The sequence below is a fragment of the Fuerstiella sp. genome (assembly GCA_022447225.1).
Lineage (GTDB): Bacteria > Planctomycetota > Planctomycetia > Planctomycetales > Planctomycetaceae > S139-18.
The window spans coordinates 773403-797558 of the sequence record JAKVAZ010000006.1 but is presented as its reverse complement, the minus strand read 5'-3'; the positions used below and the strand labels follow the sequence as shown (position 1 = coordinate 797558).

18 protein-coding genes are annotated in these 24156 nt (G+C 53.3%); 8 read left to right on the top strand and 10 right to left on the bottom strand.

Annotated features, from left to right (window positions below; translation table 11 throughout):
- The first annotated feature begins 147 nt into the window (after window positions 1-147).
- From MK110_07475 to MK110_07465, 3 genes are all read left to right on the top strand, one after another.
- Complete coding sequence (locus MK110_07475; protein ID MCH2211126.1) at window positions 148-312, top strand: hypothetical protein; 165 nt, start codon at window positions 148-150, stop codon at window positions 310-312.
- Window positions 313-395: 83 nt separating this feature from the next.
- The gene (locus MK110_07470) at window positions 396-1571 is read left to right on the top strand and encodes an MFS transporter (protein ID MCH2211125.1); all 1176 of its coding nucleotides are present in this window, start codon (window positions 396-398) and stop codon (window positions 1569-1571) included.
- A gap of 135 nt (window positions 1572-1706) precedes the next feature.
- Window positions 1707-3521 (top strand): hypothetical protein, encoded by a 1815-nt coding sequence (locus tag MK110_07465; GenBank protein ID MCH2211124.1) that lies wholly within the window; start codon window positions 1707-1709, stop codon window positions 3519-3521.
- Window positions 3522-3529: 8 nt separating this feature from the next.
- Here the strand turns inward: MK110_07465 and MK110_07460 are convergent, their stop codons facing one another.
- The 3 genes from MK110_07460 to MK110_07450 form a co-directional block, all read right to left on the bottom strand.
- A complete protein-coding gene (locus tag MK110_07460) occupies window positions 3530-4567 on the bottom strand; it encodes a sugar transporter (GenBank protein MCH2211123.1) in 1038 nt (345 codons plus the stop codon).
- Window positions 4568-4845: 278 nt separating this feature from the next.
- On the bottom strand, window positions 4846-6576 hold the full coding sequence (locus MK110_07455) for an ABC transporter ATP-binding protein/permease (protein ID MCH2211122.1): 1731 nt from the start codon (window positions 6574-6576) through the stop codon (window positions 4846-4848).
- 228 nt (window positions 6577-6804) lie between these two features.
- On the bottom strand, window positions 6805-7350 hold the full coding sequence (locus MK110_07450) for a hypothetical protein (GenBank protein ID MCH2211121.1): 546 nt from the start codon (window positions 7348-7350) through the stop codon (window positions 6805-6807).
- Window positions 7351-7726: 376 nt separating this feature from the next.
- Here MK110_07450 and MK110_07445 point away from each other — a divergent pair, with 376 nt between their 5' ends.
- On the top strand, window positions 7727-9091 hold the full coding sequence (locus tag MK110_07445; protein MCH2211120.1) for a PQQ-like beta-propeller repeat protein: 1365 nt from the start codon (window positions 7727-7729) through the stop codon (window positions 9089-9091).
- Between the two features lie 106 nt (window positions 9092-9197).
- Here MK110_07445 and MK110_07440 read toward each other — a convergent pair whose 3' ends face one another.
- On the bottom strand, window positions 9198-10577 hold the full coding sequence (locus tag MK110_07440; protein ID MCH2211119.1) for a DUF1501 domain-containing protein: 1380 nt from the start codon (window positions 10575-10577) through the stop codon (window positions 9198-9200).
- Between the two features lie 436 nt (window positions 10578-11013).
- Window positions 11014-12297: a BBP7 family outer membrane beta-barrel protein gene (locus MK110_07435; GenBank protein MCH2211118.1), complete on the bottom strand. Its 1284-nt coding sequence runs from the start codon at window positions 12295-12297 to the stop codon at window positions 11014-11016.
- 545 nt (window positions 12298-12842) lie between these two features.
- Here MK110_07435 and MK110_07430 point away from each other — a divergent pair.
- The 3 genes from MK110_07430 to MK110_07420 all read left to right on the top strand — a co-directional run bounded on the left by MK110_07430 (window position 12843) and on the right by MK110_07420 (window position 14441).
- Window positions 12843-13526 carry a LysM peptidoglycan-binding domain-containing protein gene (locus MK110_07430; protein MCH2211117.1) on the top strand — a complete coding sequence of 228 codons (684 nt, stop codon included), beginning with the start codon at window positions 12843-12845 and terminating at the stop codon, window positions 13524-13526.
- Between the two features lie 163 nt (window positions 13527-13689).
- Window positions 13690-14073, top strand: a complete 384-nt coding sequence (locus MK110_07425; GenBank protein MCH2211116.1) for a hypothetical protein — start codon at window positions 13690-13692, stop codon at window positions 14071-14073.
- Complete coding sequence (locus MK110_07420) at window positions 14070-14441, top strand: hypothetical protein (protein ID MCH2211115.1); 372 nt, start codon at window positions 14070-14072, stop codon at window positions 14439-14441. Before MK110_07425 ends, MK110_07420 begins: the two co-directional genes overlap by 4 nt.
- Here MK110_07420 and MK110_07415 read toward each other — a convergent pair.
- The 5 genes from MK110_07415 to MK110_07395 form a co-directional block, all read right to left on the bottom strand.
- Complete coding sequence (locus MK110_07415; GenBank protein ID MCH2211114.1) at window positions 14438-15874, bottom strand: ATP-dependent DNA helicase; 1437 nt, start codon at window positions 15872-15874, stop codon at window positions 14438-14440. The two genes, MK110_07420 and MK110_07415, sit on opposite strands and share 4 nt — an antisense overlap.
- Window positions 15875-16024: 150 nt before the next feature.
- Window positions 16025-17284, bottom strand: coding sequence for a 6-phosphofructokinase (locus MK110_07410; protein MCH2211113.1), 1260 nt, complete (start codon window positions 17282-17284; stop codon window positions 16025-16027).
- Between the two features lie 240 nt (window positions 17285-17524).
- The gene (gene accC / locus MK110_07405) at window positions 17525-18862 is read right to left on the bottom strand and encodes an acetyl-CoA carboxylase biotin carboxylase subunit (GenBank protein MCH2211112.1); all 1338 of its coding nucleotides are present in this window, start codon (window positions 18860-18862) and stop codon (window positions 17525-17527) included.
- Window positions 18863-19040: 178 nt separating this feature from the next.
- Window positions 19041-19547: an acetyl-CoA carboxylase biotin carboxyl carrier protein gene (gene accB / locus MK110_07400; GenBank protein MCH2211111.1), complete on the bottom strand. Its 507-nt coding sequence runs from the start codon at window positions 19545-19547 to the stop codon at window positions 19041-19043.
- Window positions 19548-19828: 281 nt separating this feature from the next.
- Complete coding sequence (locus tag MK110_07395) at window positions 19829-20938, bottom strand: Xaa-Pro peptidase family protein (GenBank protein ID MCH2211110.1); 1110 nt, start codon at window positions 20936-20938, stop codon at window positions 19829-19831.
- Window positions 20939-21313: 375 nt separating this feature from the next.
- Here MK110_07395 and ppdK point away from each other — a divergent pair, with 375 nt between their 5' ends.
- Complete coding sequence (gene ppdK, locus MK110_07390) at window positions 21314-24043, top strand: pyruvate, phosphate dikinase (protein ID MCH2211109.1); 2730 nt, start codon at window positions 21314-21316, stop codon at window positions 24041-24043.
- Window positions 24044-24156: the final 113 nt, after the last annotated feature.

The window sequence follows — 24156 nt, the reverse complement described above, 5'->3', positions numbered from 1 at the left end:
ATCTTGGCCATCCGTATGAACACGAATGTGTGGCTATAATCCGTAACACCCGAATGTCTTCACTGACATCAGTGCTCTGCACTCTCGTCCTTTTCAGCTTTACCACAGCCTGATGCTGGTGCAGCAATATGGTGTCTGGAACAAATTTTGTTTGGAAGCGACTATCCATTTACGACAGTCGATGCGTCAGTCGACGGCCTGCGCATCCTGAACGCTCTGCTTGCGGGGACGGCCCTGGCGGGTCAGGATGTAAATGAGATCGAAGATCTGATCCATCGTGACAGTCTGGCAATTCCTGGAATCGAAATATGATGGCTGTAAGAAATGTGGATTTCGTGTAAGAAACTCCTGTGAAAAAATCCGTTGTCAAATCTGCTGAAGGAAGTCAACGTTCGGTGAATCTAAATTCGCTTGGCGTGATTAGCCTGTTGCACTACTTCGTGGACTCTTACGCGTCGGTTTTTGGACCATTGGTGGCACTGGCGCGGCTGGACCCGGCCCGCATCGGCATCCTTGCGATGCTCTACTCGGCGTCAACTTCGTTTAGTCAGCTTGCATTCGGGTATCTTTCAGATCGTCTGGGATCACGACGATTTGTCGGCCTGGGATTGATGACATCCGCAATTGCGTTGTCCGTTGCCGGGTTACTCATTGAACGACCGATGCTCCTTGCCCTGGTTCTTGTCGTGGGCGGTCTTGGTGTTGCTGCTTTTCACCCGGCAGGTGCGGTACTGGCGGCGAAATCACTGCCGCACAGTCCCACATGGGGAGTTTCTGTCTTCATTACAACGGGGACTACCGGATTCGCGTTGGGTCCCGTGCTGTACGTCCTGTTTGCCGAACAGTATGGCCTGGAAAGCACATGGTGGCTGATGCTGCCGGGGTTACTGGTACTGCCACTGCTGTGGGTTTTGCCCGACTCGGTTGTGTCGGTCCCGTCCGTGTCCGGAGATATCAGACAGAGGGTGCAGACGTTTTTGACAGCCCACGGTCCCGCACTGATGCCGATCTATGTTTTCGTGGTTGTCCGCTCGGCCGTACAGATTTCACTGACATCCTTTGTGCCCTCGATCATGCTTGAGCGGGGCCATCCGACCACGGCGGCCGGTCTTTCAGCCATGTGCTTTAGCGGTGCCGGAGCACTGGGCATGTTGGTATGGGGGATGCTGGCCGGACGCTGTGATCGTCGTCTGCTGCAGGTGATTTCGGTTGTAGGAGGAGTCCCCGTTTCTCTGCTGTTTTTATATGCAGACGACGTTTCGCTGCCTGCCTCTCTGGCTCTTCTCAGTCTGGCGGGATTTTTTATCCTGTCCACAAATACCATGCACATCGTCATGGGGCAGGAATTGTCGCCCGAGAATGCCAGTACGATCTCCAGCATCGTCATGGGATTTGGCTGGGGGGCGGGATCTGCGGGACCGGTGATTGTCGGCGGACTGTCACAATCATGGAGTCTTGAATTGTCACTGGCGTTGGTGTGCCTGATGCCCGCACTGACCTTGCCGCTGGCTCTGTTTCTCCGCGGACGACCGCTCGTATCCGCAGCAGGAGGGATGAGGGATGAGGGATGAGGACAGTTATGCTCAGACTCAAGTTGCAGGAGCAGCATTGCCGGATCATTCTCAATCCGACTCATGCTGGCACAGGCGTGTGGTTTTCACCAGAATGGCTGTCATACAACAGTCCATTAACGAGAGGAACGAGCATTGAAGTCTCAACGAATACGAGCACTTGCAGGATTATCGTTTTTGGTTCTTGTGGCTCCCGCTGTCGCAGACGTTCAGGTCGTTGTGGAAGGTCCGATGGCGCCTCCCTACTGGGCACTTCTGGAACGGCAGCTGATCGAAGCTCACACACCGGCATGTCAGGAATTTTACGATCGTTACTTCGATTCACGCGGTTATTTGCTCTGTGTGGAACGCTGGGGAGGAGACGATGGACCGGATGACGCACCGGAAAATCTGAACGGCTGGCCTATTCTGCATGCGCTTGGGGGGGACGACTCCATTATTGAGATGTGCAATTCCATGTGGGAGGGGCATCTTCGGCAGTACACCGAAGCAAAAACAGTGGACGTACCGTTCGCTCGTGACGGAATGTATTACAAAGAATTTCCGGTGACGATGGACTGGCTGCATAACGGTGAAGGTCTCGCGGTGTTCAATGTGATGCCGTTGTCAGACCCTTACAACATCCAGAACCAAATGCGCATCAAACGATATGCCGGGTTCTACATGAATGAAGATCCACAGGCACCGAACTACGATTCCGAACACAGGATCATTCGCAGCATGTTTAACGGCAGTCGCGGGCCACTGCTTCGCAAAGCCACCGGACTGGACTGGGCTGGGGATCCCATCGAGATCAGAAACCGCTTCAAGCCGCTTCACGGTGAGGAAAACTATGAGCAGATGGTGGCGCACTTCAAGGACTACAACGACATCATTGGTGATCATCCTCAAAACATGGCCGCAACTTCACTGGCCGTGAACGCGTATATGCTGACGGGCGATGAAAAATACAAAAATTGGATTCTGGAGTATGTGGATGCCTGGGTCGCACGTTGTGAGGAGAACGGCGGAATCATTCCCAGCAACATCGGACTCGACGGAGTGATCGGCAGTGCGGCCGGCGGCAAATGGTATGGAGGAGTGTATGGCTGGGGATTTCGCGTTGAGGTCCCGCAGAGCCCGGGTACCTATGCAAATCGGAACACTGTGGCTATCGGACTCCAGGGATTCGTGAACGCGTATATGCTGACGGGTGATGAAAAATATCTCGACGCCTGGCGCGGAACGCTCGACGGCATCAATGCGAACGGAAAAAGAATCGATGGCAAAATGATGTATCCGTCGGCGTATGGAGATGACGGCTGGTACAACTTCAGTCCGGGCAGATACAACGCCGGTGCCGGCACCGTGTACTACATGTCAATGAACCGGGACGACCTCAGACGCATGGACATCGGCAGTGGCTGGTACGGATATCTGGAAGGCAACGACCCCGGGTTTCCGGAACGACAGTTGCAGAATGATCTCAGTGAGATTCGTACGCGTGTGGAAGGCTCCCGCAATGACACGACAACACCCGACACGCGTCTCTCTGATGATCCGATGGGCTATAATCCGGCACGTATCGGGACATTGGTCAACCTGATGCTCGGTGGTCCGACTCCTGGCGGGATCGGAAGGGTCCTGAAAGCTCGGCTTCGTTATTTTGATCTGCAACGACGTCGTGCAGGGGTACCGGATGACGTTGCTGCTCTGGTTGAGTCACTGACGGACACAGAAACAGTGGTGACATTTGTTAATGTGAATCCAACGGAATCACGCACATTTATTGTTCAGGCCGGTGGCTACGCCGAACATCAGTGTCTGGACGTTACCTGTAACGGCAGAATTCAGGCTGTGGACGACACACACTTTACGGTGCGACTGGCTCCCGGGGCCGGCGGCAGGCTCATCATTCGAATGAAGCGATTTACCAACCCGCCCAACTCCGCCTTTCCGTGGGATCGCTGAGAGGCATACTACACCGGCTGAACAGCAACGACGGAAGCCGCTTCACCGTCTGCATGAACCGTGTTGATGAGGGCGGCACCGAAATCAGGAATGACCCGAACCTCGTCGCCTTCCTGATATTTCCAGTCGCGTTCTCCATAGCTCAATTTGCTTGTGCCGAAAAAATGCAAATGAACGTCACCGACAATGCGATGTTGTGGATACTTGAAATGATGGTCCTCGCAATTTGCAAGTGAATGGCACATGTGCTGTTCGCCTGTCAGTAATTCGCCGCTTTCGTAGATTGTTTCTCCGTCACGGATCACTTCACAATGGAGCTTCTGTTCCTGAAAATCGAGGTCTGTTACTAATTCGGGCCCAACGGCGCACTGTCTGAGCTTGGACGGTGCCAGATAAAGGTAATTGATCCGTTCAGTGGCGTGATCTGACCATTCATTGCCCAGTGCAAAACCGATCCGTCGCGGGATGCCCCGCAGGTCGATGACGTAGCAACCCACGATTTCAGCTTCTTCGCCACCGTCATCTGCAAATCCTGGTAGCTGCAAAGTCCAGTGATGTCCACGCAGATTGTGACCGTTTCCCTTATAGAACCATTCCGGTGATACTCCGCGCCGACCTGCGGTCGGTTTTCCATCTCGGAGGCCCATTGCAAACATTTTGGCTGAATCCGTCATTTGTGTCTGATCCTCGGATTCCTGCGCATGCATGCTGTCACGTGACTGCATGCTGCCCAGATGAGTGAGTCCGGTTCCCGTGATGGTGACGCGATGCAGGTCTGCCGCGTCAAGCGGTGGATGGAGGAACGGAATATCGCCGCCGGGGTGGGCGCTGAGCAGCGATTGATAGTCGAGCCGATTCACGGCTGACTGTCTGGCTGCTTCGATTGGTAACTCGCTGAATGGTCGGCCCATCCTGTCCGATTCGTGAAATATGTCGATTGTTCTCAGCCATGCGGGGCGTACCGACGTCAGGTCAATGACAGCATCGTCTTCGACGATGCCGGTGCGGCGGCCCTGACCGGGGATTTCAAACTGAACGATGCGCATTACCTGTGTCTTTCCGGGGGCGAGGAATCAATTCCGTATCAGGTTTGTGGAGATTCAATGGAAGCTGACCCAGTCAAAAACGGTCCCTTACCAGACAGGACCGACACATGCTGCGGGTCGTATGAGCATCGAGACTGCATCCGGCAACCCATCGACTGAACGTTGCTGCAGACAACCCAAGTTTCTCACGTTGCGACCGGCTGAACAACAGTCAGACGCACGTGGAGATAGTTTTGATTTCAGTCGAACAGTGTCTTCGTTTGATGTCATTGTTGAATTTACCAGACCGCGTCTTCCTGCAGTCGGCAAACCTCAGCCAGATGACCTCGCTGTTCGACCAGTTCGTTCCATGTGCCTGTTTCGACGACCCGACCGTCTTTGAAGACAACGATGCGGTCTGCATCCCTGATGGTCGATACCCGGTGTGCGACAATCAACACCGTCCGCCCTTTGGTTGCCTGATGTACGGCTTCACGAATTTCAGCCTCTGATTCTGCATCGACGGCACTGGTGGCTTCGTCAAAGACGAGAACAGGAGAGTCCTTTAACAACGCCCGCGCGATCGCAATTCGTTGTTTTTGACCGCCTGACAACCGGATCCCCCGCTCTCCAACGCTGGTGTCGTATCCGTCAGGGAAAGAAAGAATAAACTCATCGGCCCGAGCTGCACGAGCAGCCGCCTGGATATCTTCATCACCGGCATCTGGATTCCCCAGACGAAGGTTGTCACGAATCGTTCCGCTGAACAGAAAGACATCCTGCGAAACCAGTGCGATTTGCTTACGCAAAAAATCCAGTGGCAGGTCGCGGACATTGTGGGAACCGAGTCGTACTGCTCCGAAATCCACGTCGTAAAAGCGCACGAGTAAATGGCAGGCTGTTGTTTTGCCGACACCGGATGCACCGACCAGGGCAACTGTTTCTCCTTCGCTGACGTGGAAGTTTGCTCCGTTCAGAATCCGGCTGCCTGATTCGTAGCTGAAATCTACCTGCTCGAATGTGATGTCATACCTCATCTGTGAGGGGACGGTTGCGTCCGGTTTTCCGACGATTTCCGGTGGTTCGTCCAGCAAATCGAAAACACGGGCTGCGCTGGCTGCTGCTTTCTGCAGGTTTTCCGTCATGTTGGCCAGCCGGAGAAACGGCAAGAAAATCTGGCCCAGATACATCAGGAAGACCACGAGGTCAGCCACATCAATCTGCATCGGGCCGTTTCCGGTCATCCATATTCCGCTGAGTACGATGAGTACCAGGCCAGCTCCGCTTGAGGCTTCGATCAATCCGGCGGGTAACAGCGACCACGTATTGGCATGGATGATGCTGTCGCGGTATTGACGGCTTTCACGGTCAATTCGTGATGCCGCTGCGGACTCTGCGGTGAACGACTGAATCACCGGCAGCCCGGACAAATGATCCTGAATCTGTGCAGAAAGCTCGGCGAAACGATGGCGCACATTCCTCCAGGAATTTCTCACCCGCGTGGTCAGTACATAGGCTGCCGCAGCGACAATGGGAAGAGGCAGCAACGCGATCACTGCCAGTTTCCAGTTCAGCAGGAACAGGACGACACTCATTGTGATCGGAATGACGATCGCCAGCAATGTTTCCGGAATTCCGTGTGCAATGAAGTCCTCAACCGCCTGTACATCTCCAATCGTTCGAGCCACAAGTCCACCGGAGTGTCGACGGCTTTGATAGGACGGAGGCTGACGCTGCAGGTGGGCATAAACGGCATTGGTCAATCGGTGTAGCGTACGGTAGGCGGCGATGTGAGACATCAGTCCGTAAAAATATCGCGACATACCGCGAAGCAGATAAACACCGGCAACAGTCAGAGCCAGCCAGACAAACCCCTGAGCTGCCTGAGGTTGTTCCAGACCGCGGATCATTTGTCGCACCAAAAGCGGCGGAATGATGCCCAGACCTGTGAAAATGAAGCCAAACGCGAACGACCACAGGATCAATCGCCGATCAGCCGCCAGCCAGTTCCAGATTCGACTCAGAAACACAACCAATAGATTTCTCCGTTAGTGATTCGGTTTTGGGATTAGAGGTCTCCTCGGGCATTTATTCGGACCGGAGACCAGGTTAGACGATTGGTGGCCTGTTGGCTTTGGGCTGCCCTCAAGCATAATCGGTTGCGTTTTTTGCGCCGGATACCGATTCGATGCTCTTTTGATTTTGTAGCTGGGGTCACCGCTAAGATGATTCGGGATCGCTCGTCTCTGGTGGTCGCTTTAGTCCTTGATCGAGCCAAGCCACAACGCGAGTTCCTTTAATTCTTCAGCACTCATACGGAGTACCAGGTCTTCTCGATGACTGGCATGTACTGCGAGTATGTGCTTTTGCTGCAGGACAAGTTTGTCCCCGCAATGAATGTTATGCAGTCGAGTCTCAATCAGCGGATTATCCACGACTCCTTTGAGATAGTCGTCTTCACTTTCTGTGATCCGTACCCAGAAATCTTCTCCCCAGCCTCGCGACGGGATGTTTTGCGGAGTCGTCGGTACCAGAGTGGCTGGATGGTCGTGTCTCAGAATCGGCTTAGACATCTCGCCATGACAGGAAGGACACGTACACAGTTCGGCATCGTCTTTGTGCACAGAAAATCGAGGTGAATCAATTCGGACTTCAACGAAGTGGCCGGTACCAACGTGCCGCCTGATCACGGAAGGAGGGATCTGAAACCGGCTGCCATGACTGGAATGCATGGCTTCCCCGTCTACCAACTGGTAGGCGTTGGAGAAATTTTGCCGGACAAATTGCTGCTTCAATGATGTCATCGTATTTCAGACCCCTTGCCATTCAGCCGGCCGGGAACTCGTTCTCAGCATACGGTCACTGTGTGTCGGAACATATCAGGTTAGTCAATCGATCTTAAATCAGTAATCAACTCACGCTGACAGGATAAACAGGATCGGGACTCCAGCACAGTGATCCGTGGTTGGTTACCATCAGACGGACGCGAGCCTGACGACGTAAAAGGCAGCGGAACGAGGGTGACAAATGCGCTGCAATGGTGAGAATCTCACGAGGTTTCGTCAGATTATCATGACCAGATTCAGAGTCTTCCGCCAGAACAGGTCAGCAGACTGCAAAACCAAACTCGCAGCACCGTTCAGCTTTCTGTACGGTATATAAAAACACCACGTGCCCGCCATGGATGCCAATATGCTGCCCTCTGCATTTCTTCGCCGGAATTGTGTTTTTGAACTACTGCTGTTACTGGCTGTTCAGGCCATACAGGCTTCGGCAGACGACTGGCCTCAGTGGAACGGCCCCACTCGAGACGGAGTGCTGCGCGAGTCCGGAATTATCACCCGGATCCCCGACGGCGGTTTGCTGAAGCTTTGGGAGCAACCGGTCAATTTAGGCTACTCGGGAGCGGCGGTTGTCAATGGGCGGGTCTACGTGACGGACTACGTGAAGGCGTCCGGGGATGTAACGAACAATCCAGGCAGTCGTGACAATCTTAAGGGGACAGAACGCGTTCTGTGTTTTGACGCTGTCCGGGGCACGCCCGTCTGGGAATACAAATACAATCGGCCGTACGCTGTTTCGTATGGCAGTGGGCCTCGAGTGACACCCACGATTTACGATGGATTGGTTTACAGTCTCGGTGCTGAAGGAAACCTGATTTGTCTGCATGCAGATTCGGGAAAAGTTGTGTGGGATTCCGACTTCACAAAGGACTACAGTGCTGAAACTCCCCACTGGGGACACTCAGCGGCACCGCTGATCTACAGGGAAACGGTGATTTGTCTGGTGGGAGGCGAGGGCACTCTGGTGGTTGCCTTTGATCGCAGAACCGGTCAGGAGCACTGGCGCAGCCTGTCCGCATCCGCAACCGGCTATTGTTCACCGACAGTGATTCGGGCCGGCGGAACCGACCAGTTGCTGATCTGGGATCCGGATACACTGCACAGCCTGAATCCGGCGACTGGTTACGAATACTGGAATCACCCTTTGAAACCGGGATTCGGTATGTCCATTCTTCCGCCGATTCACGAGGGAAATTTGCTGTATGCTTCGGGAGTGAGTCGAGTTTCAGGGATGTTTCGGCTGGCAGATGATCGTCCCGAGGCGGAAGTCTTATGGCGAGGAAATCCTCGTAATTCCATCTATCTGGCGACCTCTGCGGCAGTCTTTGACCAAGGCTACCTGTACGGCGCTGACACTCACAGCGGAGCGCTTGTTTGCGCACGGGCATCGGACGGCAAACGCATTTGGCAGACAGCTCGCCCGACGTCCGGAGAAGACGGCCTCCGGGGAAAATCAAACGCCTCCGCGTTCCTGATTAAAACGGAAAACGGATATTTGATCCTTAGCGACACCGGTGACCTGATTTCGGCAACCCTCACTCCACAGGGCTACACTGAAACGGGTCGGTTCCATGCGATTGACCCAATTGAAGTCATAGGAAAACGCAACGTCGTGTGGACATTTCCTGCTGTGTCGGATAGACGACTGTACCTTCGAAACGGTCAGTCGATCGTGTGTTACAGCCTAAAGGATAACTCGTAGCTAAGTCGAAATCCGGACAACTGTGTCTGATGAGTCAGTGGCCGTGTTCTGACAGCCTGGGTTCAGACAGAGGGATCGCAGGAAACTGCAGTGCCGGCACGAACTCTTATAACAACTCGCGAATTGGCTCGCCGTGCGGGATGAGCGGAACGGGACGCCCGCTGGTGTCCGGAACCATGGCCTGATGGTCAATGCCCAGATGTTGATAAACGGTTGCCAGCAAATCGTTGGGATCCAGTCGGCGGGTCTTTGGTCGTTCACCCTTGGCGGTTGTCGATCCGACAACCTGACCGGTTTCCATGCCGGCCCCGGCGACAAGGACTGACATCGCGTACGGATAGTGGTCACGGCCTGGCTGAAGGACTTTTGATGCTGTTCCCTTTCGCGAATTGATCCGCGGGGTACGGCCGAATTCACCTGTTACAATCAACATCACCTTTTTGTCCAGGCCACGATCGTAGATATCCTGAACCAAAGTCGAAATGGCCCGATCGAACACTGGCAGGCGGGCGCGGGTATCATCATACAAGTGGCCATTGACCGCGTGGATATCCCAGTTTCCAATCCCGCCGGGAATGCCCGGATTCTGCATTTGCATGGTGACGAAACTGGTACCCGCTTCGACCAGTCGGCGTGCCAGCAGAGCTCGCTGGCCCCATTTATGGCGACCATACCTGTCACGGAGTTTGGGATCTTCCTTTGACAGATCGAATGCCTCCCTGGCTTTTTTGCTGGTTAGCAGATCGACGGCTTCCCGGTTGAACTGATCCATTGAATCCATCAGACCTGACGAATCGACCTCCCGCCGAAGATCATCGATTGAAGTGAGCAAGGAACGTCGATCGTCAAGTCGGGTCTTCATCGCGGGGGCCAGCGACAAATTGTTGACTTTAAAATCCGGTGAATTCGGATCACCACCAACCGTGAACGGCAGGTAAGCCGGCCCAAGACCGGCGCCGCCACCTCCATACACGTTTTGAGAAGAGGCAACATACCGCGGCATGGCTGGATCACGACGGCCATCCAGCATTTTTGATACGACAGGACCGAGACACGGAAACTGTGCCTTGGGATCGAGGACTCTCAGAGGATTGTAACCTGAAAGAAACCGCCCGGCTCCTCCCGCGTGATTGGCAAAATTGTGTGCGATCGATCGGATGATCGTGAATTTATCCGCCACCGCAGCATGCATGGGAAGATACTCACAGACATCCAGCCCTGGTACGACCGTGGGAATTGGTGACAATAATCCTCGGTAATCCAGAGGGGCGTCCGGCTTCATGTCGTACGTTTCCATGTGACTCGGCCCGCCCTGCAGCCAAATCAAAATCACAGATGTATCGGCCGCTGCCACTCGATCTTCTTTTGCCTGCGCCCGCGCCTGCAGCAAATCACTGAGACCCAGGCCACCCAGGGCCAGCGATCCTGCCTGGAAAAAACTGCGACGAGCCATGGGATTTGACGAAACCGACTTTGCTGTATTCATAGGTTCGACTCGCACACGCGTTAACGACAGCGTTCAGAGAGGCGGGCACTCGCCATCACCTCCCTTTACATCACCTGAACGTATTGTCTCTAAATTCGACGGAATGTGCCAGCTTTTCCGAGAAATTGCTCGCAATTGAGTGTTTTCCAGGGATTTCCGGCCGGTCGTTCTGCTGACGGATGAATTTTTGGGGGCGTCCTGTCAACTTGGTGCGTCACCAGTCGGGAGACCGGTCGTATTGCCGACGCGTGTTTGTTTGTTGGTGATCAATGCCTCTGCAGGCTGTTGATCGTGGTGTTTCCGATGTGAACTCTTGCTCACATTTTCGAGATCGGACATGGATTCGGACGATATGGTCACCGCGCAGGGAAAAACCCTGCAGGGCACCAGCTGCCGGCAGGGTTTTTGAATGTGGACTGCAATCTCGTTCTTCGTCTTAGTACGTAAACTGCATGCCGGCGTTAATTCCTCTGGCATAGAATTCCGTAAGCGAAACATTCTGTCCGATATTTGGTTCGAACACGCCTCCTGCTCCGGGAACACTGTCATAGACAATATTGTGATTCGGCCGTGACGTATTGAACATATACAGGAAATCATAGCCGCCAAAGATGCTGAAATGTGTTCCAAGATGGATCTGCATCTTCAGATTGACTTCAACGATGGGTGCGAAGTCGATCGATTCCTCAGTGACTCGCACAATCGGTTCGTTGGCGACAGTCAGAGGACCGGTTATCACAGTGGATGTATGATCATTAATTGACGCGGCAATTTTAGGAGTGACGCTTAATGTTACGTATTTTGTTGTGATACTGGCACGACCACCAATCTGAGGGCCATAGATATTGTTCACGGTGTCACCACCGATTTGAGTAATACGATCGATGCCAATAGCAGCACTGTCGACCGACGTGCCGATCATTGCATATTGTTCATCGACGTTGACGTAACGGAACCCGGTAGCCCACTGCCAGTTGAATATGGTGCCTGGCAGATACTTTTCTTTGAGCAGGAAGATTTCGGCGCCCCAGAGTTGAGCGTTCAGAGAAGCCAGATAACTGTTGTCGAAGACAAACGCATTCATCGCGGTTCGGTTTGACGCTCCCCCTGACGTTGTCAAAGGGGTAACAATATTCGGATTCACCGTTGTGCCGTATTGGGGACCGGAGGGTACAGTTGTCGTTGTCGTTGTCGTTGTCGTTGTCGTCGTTGGAGGCGTCACACGTCCGATCTGCAGATTGTCAAAGATCAGATCGCTTTCTGACTGTTCGGTTCCAAAGAATGCCCATTCTGATTCCCATCCGTCCGCCAGTGCGACTCCCAATGTTCCTTTGAAACCGGAAGTGTCTTCCAGTACCAGACTTCTGGCATTGGGAGTAATTCCCAGCCCTGCGGATGCTCCACCGTTCAGGTTGTCAAATACCTGATAGGGTATTGCAGCATTCGGCACGTCTGTGATCTGTGCTCCCAGATTTCTGCCGGCTGGCGAATTGAGATTCCAGTGCAGATACCCCGCCTCAAACCAGCTCCGCTTGGCCACCGCCGAGAACATTCGTTCGAGGGGCATGGACTCATCCCAGATGTCGGGATACTGCTCACCAACATATCGATTGAGTGCCCGTGGCTGAGTCGGAAAGTACGGTCCCTGAGCGTCAACGTCTGCCGTGAACAGAATCGTCAGAAGGAACGCCGGAATTCGGAACAGGTTCGAACAAGACATGCGAACCGGACCTTTTCTCGTTTTCGTCGGGAGGGCACCCTGTTGTCCGTAATCCGAGTCAATCGCTCAGTTTCAGAAACCAGACGATTGATCAGGCAGACAGAAGTCAGACAACCGTGACCATACCGACCGCGTGGAAAACACAGTCTGCTGTCGTCCTATCGGTTTGTAGGGATTGTTAACTTTTGTCCAATTCTTTCGCTGCTGCATATTTTGATGGTTGTACAAAATAGGTGGTTTAAATCGAGCGGACACCGACGTTGACTGATCGATCGAAACGTATTGATTCGGCCAGCCGGTCGTGATTCAACAGCGTTCGGCAGTTTTCGCCGATTGATCTCATTCGTCTGATGCAGGGTGCCGATACCGATTGCGTGGAAGTCCATCGGTGATGATTGTCCGGTTAACCTGCTTTCAAGCCCGAAACCAGCGCAGATACTGGTTTGGCTTTTCCCGTGCCGGCAGGTTTTTTCCGATGTTTCGCGAAGTCGATCACGGCCGACCGGTAAAAAAGGTTCCGGATTCAGCGGGCAGGTGAATCTTCAATGGCAGGTGCGACCAACGAATCGGATTGGGCAGCAGACCGTAAGGTTGGATTCGCAATGGGAATCCTGTTGATCGGCGTTGTTGCTGCTTTGTTTTTTCGCAATGAGCCGCTGTCTGTAGAGAAAATCCCGCTGGTTGAACGCGAAGAATTGATCGATTCGCGACTGCGCGATCGCAATATTTCGATCTATGCTGATGAGCGGGACGTGGTTCCTGATGAATCGAACCATGTGTGGACACTTCCGGAGTTGTTCGACCAGTTCAAACAGCAGGACGCGGGTGTCGTACTTCCGATTGGACAGGGGAATTTGTCCAGAGGGTCGAACATCGGTGACGGAGATTCCAAAAATTATTTCCACTCCCCAACAGACTCTGAATCGCCGCCTTTTGCCCCGCCGACAGCTCAGGCCACCGGGATTGATAAAACCGTTTCCGAGACCGTCGGACCTGATTCTGTCAGCTTCGCTGATGAAGCCGACGCAGCAGGTCACGGCAGTGAGGAGAGGCCAGCGGTGGAGTATGTCGAATATACAATTCGTTACGGGGACACACTGTCGGGCATTGCTGAAAAATTAATGGGCTCTCCCGATCTTTATCAGGAAATTTACCAGGCAAATCATGACCGAATGGACAGTCCTCATCATCTGAGGGTGGGTGCGGCGATCCGAATCCCACGTCGTTGATGCAGCGGTTAATTCAGTGTCGTTTCTGCGGTATTGTGTTTGTGACAGGCATGTGACAGCTGCTTTTCCTCGACTTCACAGTCTGATCCGGTTGTGTGATACCTGAAGCTGCGCGGACAAGGGGTCAAACGCACTCCGTCACAGCATCATGAGACCTCTGATTATGAGATTACCCGTTATACAGGGTGTGATTGACCGACGGATTCTTGTTAACTTCCGGATCGCGTCCGATGTTCTCGCTGCTCAATTGCCGGCGCCGTTTCGTCCTCAATTGGTTCGAGGCTTTGGTGTAGCCGGAATCTGTCTGATCCGACTCAAACAAATTCGTCCGCGTTTTCTGCCTCGTTTCGCAGGAGTGGCTTCCGAAAACGCGGCGCATCGGATAAATGGGATACACCGGATGGTGTCAAAACAGGCGTTTACGTCCCTCGACGCGATTCCGCCTTCTGGCTCAACGTACTGGCTGGTGGTCGGGTCTTTCCTGGTGTCCACCACCGCGCCCGCTTCACTGTACGAGAGTCAGATCATGAGTATTACGTGGCTATGAAGAATCTCGACTCCGATACACGTGTTCTCGTGGACGGAGTTCCGGCATCGAGCCTGCCGACAGGGTCTGTCTTCGAATCCGTCCGGGAGGTGTCTGATTTCTTTGAATCCGGAAGCCTTGGATACTCCCCGTCGTCCACAAACGACGGGTACGATGGACTTGAACTGCGGATCCGTGGCTGGCATGTTGCACCACTTGATGTGTCTGTCTGCGAATCTTCGTATTTCGATAATCGAAGTATTTTTCCGGAGGGATCTGTTGAGTTCGATAACGCACTTCTGATGACGGGAATTGAACACGAGTGGCACGGGCGGGAACCGCTGAGTTGTGCGCCATCGCACTCGGCTGTGCCGCGTGTTTCCGCTTAACGATTCACACCGAAGTAGTCATGGATGAAGTCGACCCGATCCCCGTCGGTCTGCACATACTGGACGAGTCCGTACAGCTTCTTTTGATCACGGATCAGCTTTGCCTCCAGTAGCTCCTGGTCGCGCAGGGGATGCGGCAGTGGTCCGTTGATACTCACCGCAGACAGATCGATCTCATCTTCGATCACACCATAGCGCTGCATCATTGCTAACGTGGTTTCAACGCGCCGGTCGTGTCGCTGCCGGTCGCAAAGTCGTTCTCTCAGCCATTCAATTCCGAACGCGTGAATCTGTTCCTGATCGTTCTTCAGATGATTGTAAACGCGTTCATAGAAGTCAGCGTCCGGATTGCTCCAGCGGATAAATTCCATTTGCGTGTTGAGATCACGCTGGTCGTACAGCAGGAGACACTCCGACGGCCGGCCATCTCGTCCGGCGCGACCGATTTCCTGGTAGTATGATTCCATCGAACCGGGAACATCCGCGTGCACCACAAATCGAATGTCTTCCTTGTCGACTCCCATACCAAACGCATTCGTCGCCAGGACCAGTCGTCGGGTCCCGGCCATGAAGTCTTCCTGAATGTGTTTGCGCGAGCGACGTTCGAGATCCCCGTGATAGCACACATGATCGATGCCGCGTCCGGTCAGACGTTCGCTGAATTCCTCCAGTGTTCGAATCAGAGTGAAGTAGACAATTCCGCTGCCGACAGATGTCATTGTCAGCCAGCGGTCCACTGTTTCGATGATTTGCTGTTCCTTTTCCTCAGCATCCCAGACATCTTTGACCAGCAGTTCCAGATTGGGGCGATTAATTCCTTCATGGTACAGTTCGACTTGGTCTCTGGATAAACCCAGCTGCCTGATGATGTCAGCCTGAACTTCGACTGTTGCTGTTGCAGTCAGAGCGATGGTCGGCGGAGTACCCAGTATTTCCCGTAATTCTTTTAGTCGAGTGTAGTCCGGTCGAAAATCGTGGCCCCACTCACTGATACAGTGAGCTTCATCGACAGCAAGCAGTCTGACCTGCCGCCGACCAATAACGTCAAGAAACTCCGGTTTGCGGAACCGTTCCGGAGTGACATACAGCAAATCGAACTGTCCCTCGGCGATCCCCGTGTATCGTGCCTCGCGTTCCGGTCGGCGCAAGGATGAATTGACAAATGTGGCGTTAATGCCACGTTCCTGCAGTGCATCAACCTGGTCCTTCATCAGTGCGATCAGAGGCGAAAGAACCAGAGTGATCTCAGGCAGCGGCTGTGTTTGCATCGACGGCATCAGTGCGGGAATCTGAAAGCACAACGACTTGCCCATCCCGGTCGGCATGATCACGAGCGCATGACCTCCCGCATACACATGCCGGATGATCTCTTCCTGCGGACCTCGGAAGGATTCATAGCCGAAATATTTCTGGAGCACACTGGCCGGAGTCATTTGACAGGCATACACAATCGTTTTCGGACCGTCTTGCGCGGCCGGAAAAAAAACAGGACTGTTCCGGTTCCGGCTGTTGTCTAATGCGGTGTGCCGGAACTGTTGGCCGCAGGAACCAGGACCACCTCTCACTTCAGGACCATTTGAGCACTAGTCTGCGACCAGAGTTTCAAGGAATCTGGCGAGCCGATGAAAATCAGAACCGGGATTAATGAACCGCACTTTTGTTACCAAAGTTTCCGGATCCACCAGGTCGTCAAACGGAACGAAGTGCAGGTCGAGCTGTCCTGAAACAGAAACCATCACACCGTCGAGTTTCTCTTCACACAGGGCACGGTAGGCCCCAACTCCCAGCTGACTGCCCAGCATCACATCAAAAGCATGCGGCCGGGCACAGCGAGACTCGTATCCGAGTTGCAGGCCGGTCACTTTTCGTTTGGTTCCTGTCTGTCGCTCATGTTCGTCGGCTACCCGTTTGGCAAACATTTTTCCAAGGTCGACATGTGAGACTGAAATATGTCCGTGGTCATCGCGAGGTATATCGGACAGGACTTCGTCCGACAGATATTCGGCAAGACCTTCGGCCAGAACCACCACGCCGTATTGTTTCCCGTTTGTCTCCTCGCGGTACCGCATCATGCGAACAATTTTTCCGACAACGGCGTCGATATTCATTACGGTCCGTTCATCGGTCGATTCCGGAGCTCGCAGGTCGCCGACAATATCTTCGATACTCAGCACCATATTTGCTTCACCGGCAATGGCCGCGCCATAAGCCAGCCATCCGGCACTGCGACCCATACTTTCCACAATAAAGTAGGCCCGCGAAGCCTCCGCATCTGCATGCAGATTGCTGATCTCCCTGCCCAGTGTTTCCACGGCCGTAAAGTAGCCAAAGGTAAAATCAATTCCTGAGTAATCGTTGTCGATTGTCTTGGGGACATGAACAATCGGAATTCCGGGACTGGTTGCCGGCAGTCGATCCTGGAACATTCGGAGCTTGTTAGCTGTTTTAAGGGTGTCATCTCCACCGATCGAGACCAGTGCGTCCACATCAAGAGACCTCAGGCCTTCGTAGACCTGACGCAGTGGAGCGATCTTGTTTTCGTCCTCAAAATCCTCCGGGCGGGTGACGTGTTTTCCGGGATTGGTGCGGGCCGTTCCTATTAGAATGCCCTGCTTGCTCCGCGTGCGGCGGAGCATGATTTCGTGGAGTTTCATGTAGTCCTCCCCTTCGACCAGGGGATTCTGCGGCTGATAGTTAATCAGGCCGGAATAGCCATGCCTGATGCCGACAACATCGATTCCGTTATTGATGCAGGAAATCGCACAGGAAGAGATGACTGCGTTGGCTGCAGGGGCAGGACCTCCGGCGAAGAGCAGGGCGATCTTTTTGATATCGTCAGGCATGGGGATTTCCGAATGGGTGAAGCGGCGCTGCTTTTAGCGGAACACGATAAGATTATTGTCTTTGCACGCCGATCTGAGGGAGCTGAAGAATCTTCCCTTATCAGGAAGCCATAACTCGTTCTGATTGTATTGAAGCCACTTTGTGGTTTCTGTGCCGGAACGATACGGATACGGATACGGGTAGCACGTTTCCCGTTAAATCAATTCTGAACGACAACATGTGAGCAACGTCTGTGTGAGTCACCATGTGCGTTCAACGAACGTGGTATCCACGGTTCCGTCGACAAATCTTGAGTGGTTGAACATTTTGACAGCGAGTGGAAGTGTTGTTTTTACGCCGTCCACAACGAATTCCTTCAGACAGCGTTTCATCCCGGCGATTGATTCATCACGAGTCGGTTTATGCACAATGAGTTTACCGATCATGGAATCATAGTAGGGGCTTATTGTGTAACCTTCATATACATGCGAATCAAAACGAATTCCAGGCCCGCCGGGCAGACGTAACTTTGAAATCCTGCCGGGGCTGCCCCGGAATTCATTATCCGGATCTTCGGCATTAATCCGCAATTCGATTGCCGATCCTGAGCATGGGATGTCCGCCTGTGTGAACGGCAGTTCTTCACCTGCAGCGATCAGAATCTGCTGCTTAATCAAATCAATTCCTGTTACCAGCTCTGTGACCGGATGCTCCACCTGAATTCGGGCATTCACTTCGATGAAGTAGAAGTTGTGATCCTTGTCGACAATGAATTCGACTGTTCCGGCATTCTGGTAGTCAGCGTGTTTAATCAGCCTCACCGCGGCTTCGCAAATTTTTTCCCTAACAGGACCTGGCAGATTCGGTGCCGGGCTTTCTTCGATCAGTTTTTGATGCTTCCGCTGCATCGAACAGTCGCGTTCCCACAGATGGACAGCATTTCCGTGCCTGTCTGCCAAAATCTGCACTTCAACATGACGGGGACGTTCCACAAATTTTTCCAGGTATACACCCGCATTACTAAAGGCTTTTTCGGCTTCAGCCGACGCTGCCTGCAGTCCCGCTCTTAGCGAAACTTCATTGCCGGCCACACGCATCCCTTTGCCGCCACCACCTGCCGTGGCTTTGATCAATACCGGGTATCCAATTTCGTCGGCCACGCGAACCGCTTCCTGAACGTCGCTGATGAGGCCATCGCTGCCGGGTACGCACGGCACATTAGCGCTGCGCGCGATTTCCCGGGCACTGACTTTGTCGCCCAGTTGAGCCATTGCATCATGTGGCGGGCCAATGAATTCAATATTGCATTCACGACAGACTCTGGCAAAGTGAGCATTCTCTGCCAGAAATCCATAGCCTGGGTGAACGGCCTGCACATTCCCGATTTCCGCCGCACTGATCAGATTGTTGATCAGCAGGTAACTTTCAGACGCCGGTGCAGGGCCAATGCACCAGGCTTCGTCAGCCAGCTCAAGATAATGAGCGCCGCGATCAGCCTCGCTAAAAACGGCAACGCTCTCGACACCCAGCTCACGGCAGGCCCGGATGATCCGCAGAGCAATTTCTCCGCGATTTGCGATGAGAATTCGCTGAAACATGAATGGTCAATCTGTCAATGTCGTATTCAGGTCCGAAATCTGATGACGCGCGAATACCGGGATGTGTTCGTCCTGTACGGGTGTCTGAAACTGTTCACGGGGTGGACTCAACGGTCAAACGGTGATCCGTACTTTCCGACAGTCCCGGGTTACCGCCGGCGATCTGGTTGCTTTCCTGTTATTCAATACGAAACAGCGGTTGACCGAATTCAACCGGTTCACCGTTGTCAACCAATACCTCCACAACTTTACCACTTGTTTCCGCCGGTATTTGATTGAAAACCTTCATGGCTTCGATGATGCAGACGATCGTATCCGCTTTTACAGTGGATCCCACACTTATAAACGGTTCATCTTCAGGGTTGGCTGCTGCATAGAACGTCCCCACCGTTGGAGCGTCAATTGTTTTTCCGGTGGCTGCGGCTGACGACGTCTCCTGTCCTGCTGCAGTGGGGGTTCCGGCAGCCACAGGATCGGGCGAGGATAGAGGGGGGGTAGAGTAGACCGGGGGCGCAGAGTACATCGGGGCTTCCACCACCTGTTTCGGCCCGCGCCGTACTTTCCAGGATTCCTCGCCCTTTGTGAGTTGCGTTTCTGTGACCCCGTATTTGTCCATCAACTGCAGTAGCTTGCGGAATCGATCAAGATCGAAACCACCAGAATCACTTTCAGATGATTTGGCCATGGTCGATTGTCTCCTTGCATCTGAATTTCAGCATTCCCGCGGGAAGTGTGTCAGTATTTTTGTTTGGTTTGAAGCCAATAGTCTGGAGGTGCTCTTTTTTATTGTGACTGATGAACGCAGGCTCATTCCTGTCAGGCACCCGGTGGTTGCGGCAGTACTGATATCAGTGCTGCCCCGATTGGATAATATGATCGCCTGAGTGAACTCAGTTGGTGTCGTCGATATACGTATTCAGGATCACAGACTGTGGAAAACCGGAAAGCTTTGTCAACCAGCCTGAATTATGCAAGGAAATCAATCATTGCATCATCGAATTCCTGGGGAACAGACGTCAGCACCTGGAATCCGCCTCGCGTTACCAGCACATCGTCCTCAATTCGAACTCCAAACCGGCCTTTCAGGTAAATACCTGGCTCTACGGTCACAATCATACCCGGTTTGAGGATTTCATTTGACCCAGGCCCCAGCCGGACGGCTTCGTGAATGTCCAGGCCAATCCCATGGCCGAGTCCGTGGCCGAATTTTCGTCCATATCCTGCGTCGGAAATGATTCCCCGGGCGACCGCATCCACGTCTTTGCAGGCCACACCTGGTTTGATTTTCTGAATCGCGGCCTGCTGGGCGTCCAGTACTGTCTGGTAGACATTCTGCATCTTTTTTGTGACGGTTCCGGTGAAGAACACACGAGTTAGGTCACTACGGTACCCGGATTTCGATTGTGCCCCCCAGTCAACCAGAAGCAGCGGAGATTCCTCAATCATACGTACTCCGGAGTGTGCATGGGGGAGTGCAGCGGTCGGCCCAACTCCCACGATCGGTTCAAATGCCGGGCCGGCGGCCCCGAAATCCCGCATCGAAGCTTCCAGTGCATACCGTATTTCCGTTTCCGTCTGGTTCGGGCGGACACTGGCTCGCAGGACGGCAATTCCGCGTTCAGCCTGATGGATCGCCTGTCGAATCTGAGCGATTTCCCATTTGTCTTTAATGACACGCAACTGCTCTGTCAGCGAATCGGTGACAATTAGTTGAGCTCGGGTGACCGTATTCTCCAGCGATGCGTGTTGAGATATGGTCAGGTGATTTCCTTCAACTCCCAAATGAGTCACGCCTGCTTTCTTGACGATAGCAGCGGCAGCGTCCGGCATGGATTTGCCGACACCTCTGATTTCGGTATCGAGACCCGGACATTCTTTACCAATCTGAGTTGAGTACCTGGAATCACTGATCAGGATCGTGTTTCCGGAGCTGATGAATAGCCAGCTTGAATCTCCTGTAAATCCGGTCAGATAACGAACATTGGTTTCACTGGAAACCAGCAGTGAGTCGATGTCGGCCGACTTCAAACTGCGAATAAGTTTGTGGCGGCGAAGCTCAAAATCCTGTGCGGACATGAATCACTCCAGAGCGGCAGGCAGTTTTGGCAGGTAATAATCAGGAAAGCGTATCGAGACTCAGGACGAACAGTACATGCCACTGATCTGTAGGAAGCGTTGTCTTTTTGAGAATGCCGGAATGTATGGCACACAGTAGCAGTAATTCGACGAAACAGGGGTTTTATCGAAAGGACTGCATCAACTTCTCAACCCTGAGCCGACAGGCCGGGAATGGCATGCCTGCTTGAATCTGCACATGGGCACTGCTAATTTTGCCGACAGTTCGACCGTTCGAATCGCGGCTGTGTTGCGCGCGGCGTGACAGGATGGTGACAGCTTCCTCAACAGGCTGTGCGTTTGTCGTGAATCTGACCCTGAAATGGCAGGAAATCAATGTCTGAGAAGTACGTTTATACGTTTGGTGACGGCAAAGCTGACGGCAATTCAACTCAAAAGGCACTGCTCGGTGGTAAAGGTGCCAATCTGGCCGAAATGAGCCGAATCGGTATGCCGGTGCCTGCCGGGTTCACGATCACAACTGAAGTCTGTACCTACTTTTATGACAATGACCGCAGTTATCCTCCGGAGTTGAATGACCAGGTCATTGCCGCAATCAGTAACGCAGAGAGCGTTATGGGGCGAAAATATGGCGACCCCAAAAATCCGCTTTTGCTGAGTTGCCGGTCGGGCGCACGTGAATCCATGCCGGGGATGATGGATACCGTCCTCAATATCGGAATTAATGAGGAAGTCGTTCAGGCACTGATTCGGCAGGCAGGGAATGAACACTTTGCATGGGACAGTTATCGACGTCTGATCCAGATGTACGGAGACGTTGTCCTGGACCTGAAGCCGGAGTCGAAAAATGATCCTGACCATTTCGAAGACATTCTGGAAAAGGCTCGTGATGCAGTCGGTGCCGAACACGAAAAAGACCTGAGTGTCGAGGCACTCAAGCAGATCGTGATCGACTTCAAGGGGGTGATTAAGAAACATGCCGGGATTGAATTTCCGGAAGATCCCATGGAACAGCTGTGGGGTTGCATCGGGGCTGTCTTTGGCAGCTGGATGAACGACCGTGCTATGGTTTACCGTCGACAGTACGGCATCCCGCACTCGTGGGGGACAGCCACCAACGTTCAGGCCATGGTCTTCGGGAATCTTGGTGATGAATGTGCAACCGGTGTTGGGCTCACTCGCAATTGTTCAGACGGAACGCCGGGCTTCTGCGGGGACTATCTGATCAACGCGCAGGGTGAGGATGTGGTTGCGGGTACGCGTACGCCAAAACGAGTCGAGGAAACACTCAGCCTCGATAAACCGGAAGCGTTTGAGCAGCTGACTAACATTGGCAAGGCTCTCGAACAGCATTACAAAGATACACAGGACATTGAATTCACGGTTGAGAATGGCAAAGTCTGGATGCTTCAGACACGTAATGCCAAGCGAACAGGTTTTGCGGCAGTTCGGATTGCTGTGGATCTGGTCAATGAAGGACTGATCGACGCTCGTACAGCACTTGAAAAACGTCGAATTCCGGCTGACGATCTCAACCAGCTGCTGCAGCCGATCTTTGATCCGGCTGACAAGAAGAAGGCCGAAGCTGACAACCGACTGCTGGCGAGGGGAATTAATGCCGGCCCCGGGGCGGCGACCGGGCAGATCGTGTTTCATGCATCGGATGCCGAAGAACGCTGGAACGCTGATAATGACCTGCAGCTGGTTTTGGTTCGTAAAGAGACCAGCCCGGAAGACCTGCGGGGCATGAAAGTGGCCAACGGAATTCTGACGGCCTTTGGAGGAGCATCTTCGCATGCGGCCCTGGTTTCCCGCCAGATGGGAAAGACCTGCGTCTGTGGCTGTGATGCCCTGAAAATAGACTATGAGGCAGGGACCGTCACTGTGGGTGACACGGTGCTGCGGGAGGGGGACTGGATGTCGATCGACGGCTTCAGTGGTGAAGTTTTCACCGGAAAGATCGAAACCAGTCCGTCGGAAGTGATGGAAGTATTGACCGGTAACAGGAAACCGGAAGATTCAGACGTCTATCAACGTTACGCTCAGCTTATGACGTGGGCGGATGAGCACCGTAAACTGAACGTACGGGCCAACACAGAATCGCATGACGCAGAAGTTTCGGTCCAGCTGGGCGCTGAGGGTGTGGGGCTGTGCCGAACCGAGCACATGTTCTTTGATCACCTTGACGAAATGCGCGAAATGATCTTTTCAACCAGCAGGGAAGATCGTGAAGCTGCACTTTCCAAGCTGATCAATTTCCAGCGTGACGACTTCACGCACCTGCTCAGAACAATGGGCGAAAGACCGGTCACAATTCGGCTGCTGGATCCACCTCTGCACGAATTCCTGTCTGAACATCACATGCACGAAGATCCGCAACTGGCCGGAAAGCTGGCAAAGACGTTCGGTGTGACCGAAGAAGATGTTAAACGTCGTGTTGCGGAGCTGGTGGAATCGAATCCAATGCTTGGACATCGCGGCTGTCGACTGGGAATTGTGTATCCCGAAATTACGTCGATGCAGGCTCGGGCAATCCTTGAAGCGGCCTGTGCCCTGAAGAAGGAAGGCATCGAATGTCATCCGGAAATCATGATTCCACTGGCCGGATACAAAACCGAAGTTGATAATCAGACCGCGATTGTCAAAGAAACAGCGGCCAGAGTCTTTGAAGAACAGGGTGTTACCGTGGATTTCATGACCGGGACAATGATTGAAATTCCGCGGGCTGCCCTGACGGCCAATGAAATTGCACAGACGGCTGAATTCTTTAGTTTTGGGACCAATGATCTGACACAGACCGGGTTGGGAATCAGCCGGGACGACTACAAGGGATTTATCGGTTACTACACGGAAAACGACATCATGCCGGCCGATCCGTTCCAGACGGTCGACCAGACAGGGATTGGGCGGCTGATGAAGATCGCCGTCGAAGACGGCCGAGGTACTCGCAGTGACCTGAAGATCGGGATCTGCGGTGAGCATGGTGGTGATCCCAAATCCGTGTACTTTTGCCACGAAATCGGCTTGAACTATGTCAGCTGTTCGCCTCGCCGAATTCCAATCGCTCGACTTGCCGCAGCTCAGGCGGCTGTTGAGGCCGGATGACCGGCGGTTAGTTCTTCCGTTCCTGTTTCAGATCGAATTCAAGCCAGGCATCAAACAACAATTGAGTAGCGTCTCGCCGAAACGTGCGGGAATTTCACCGGATCAGTCATCCG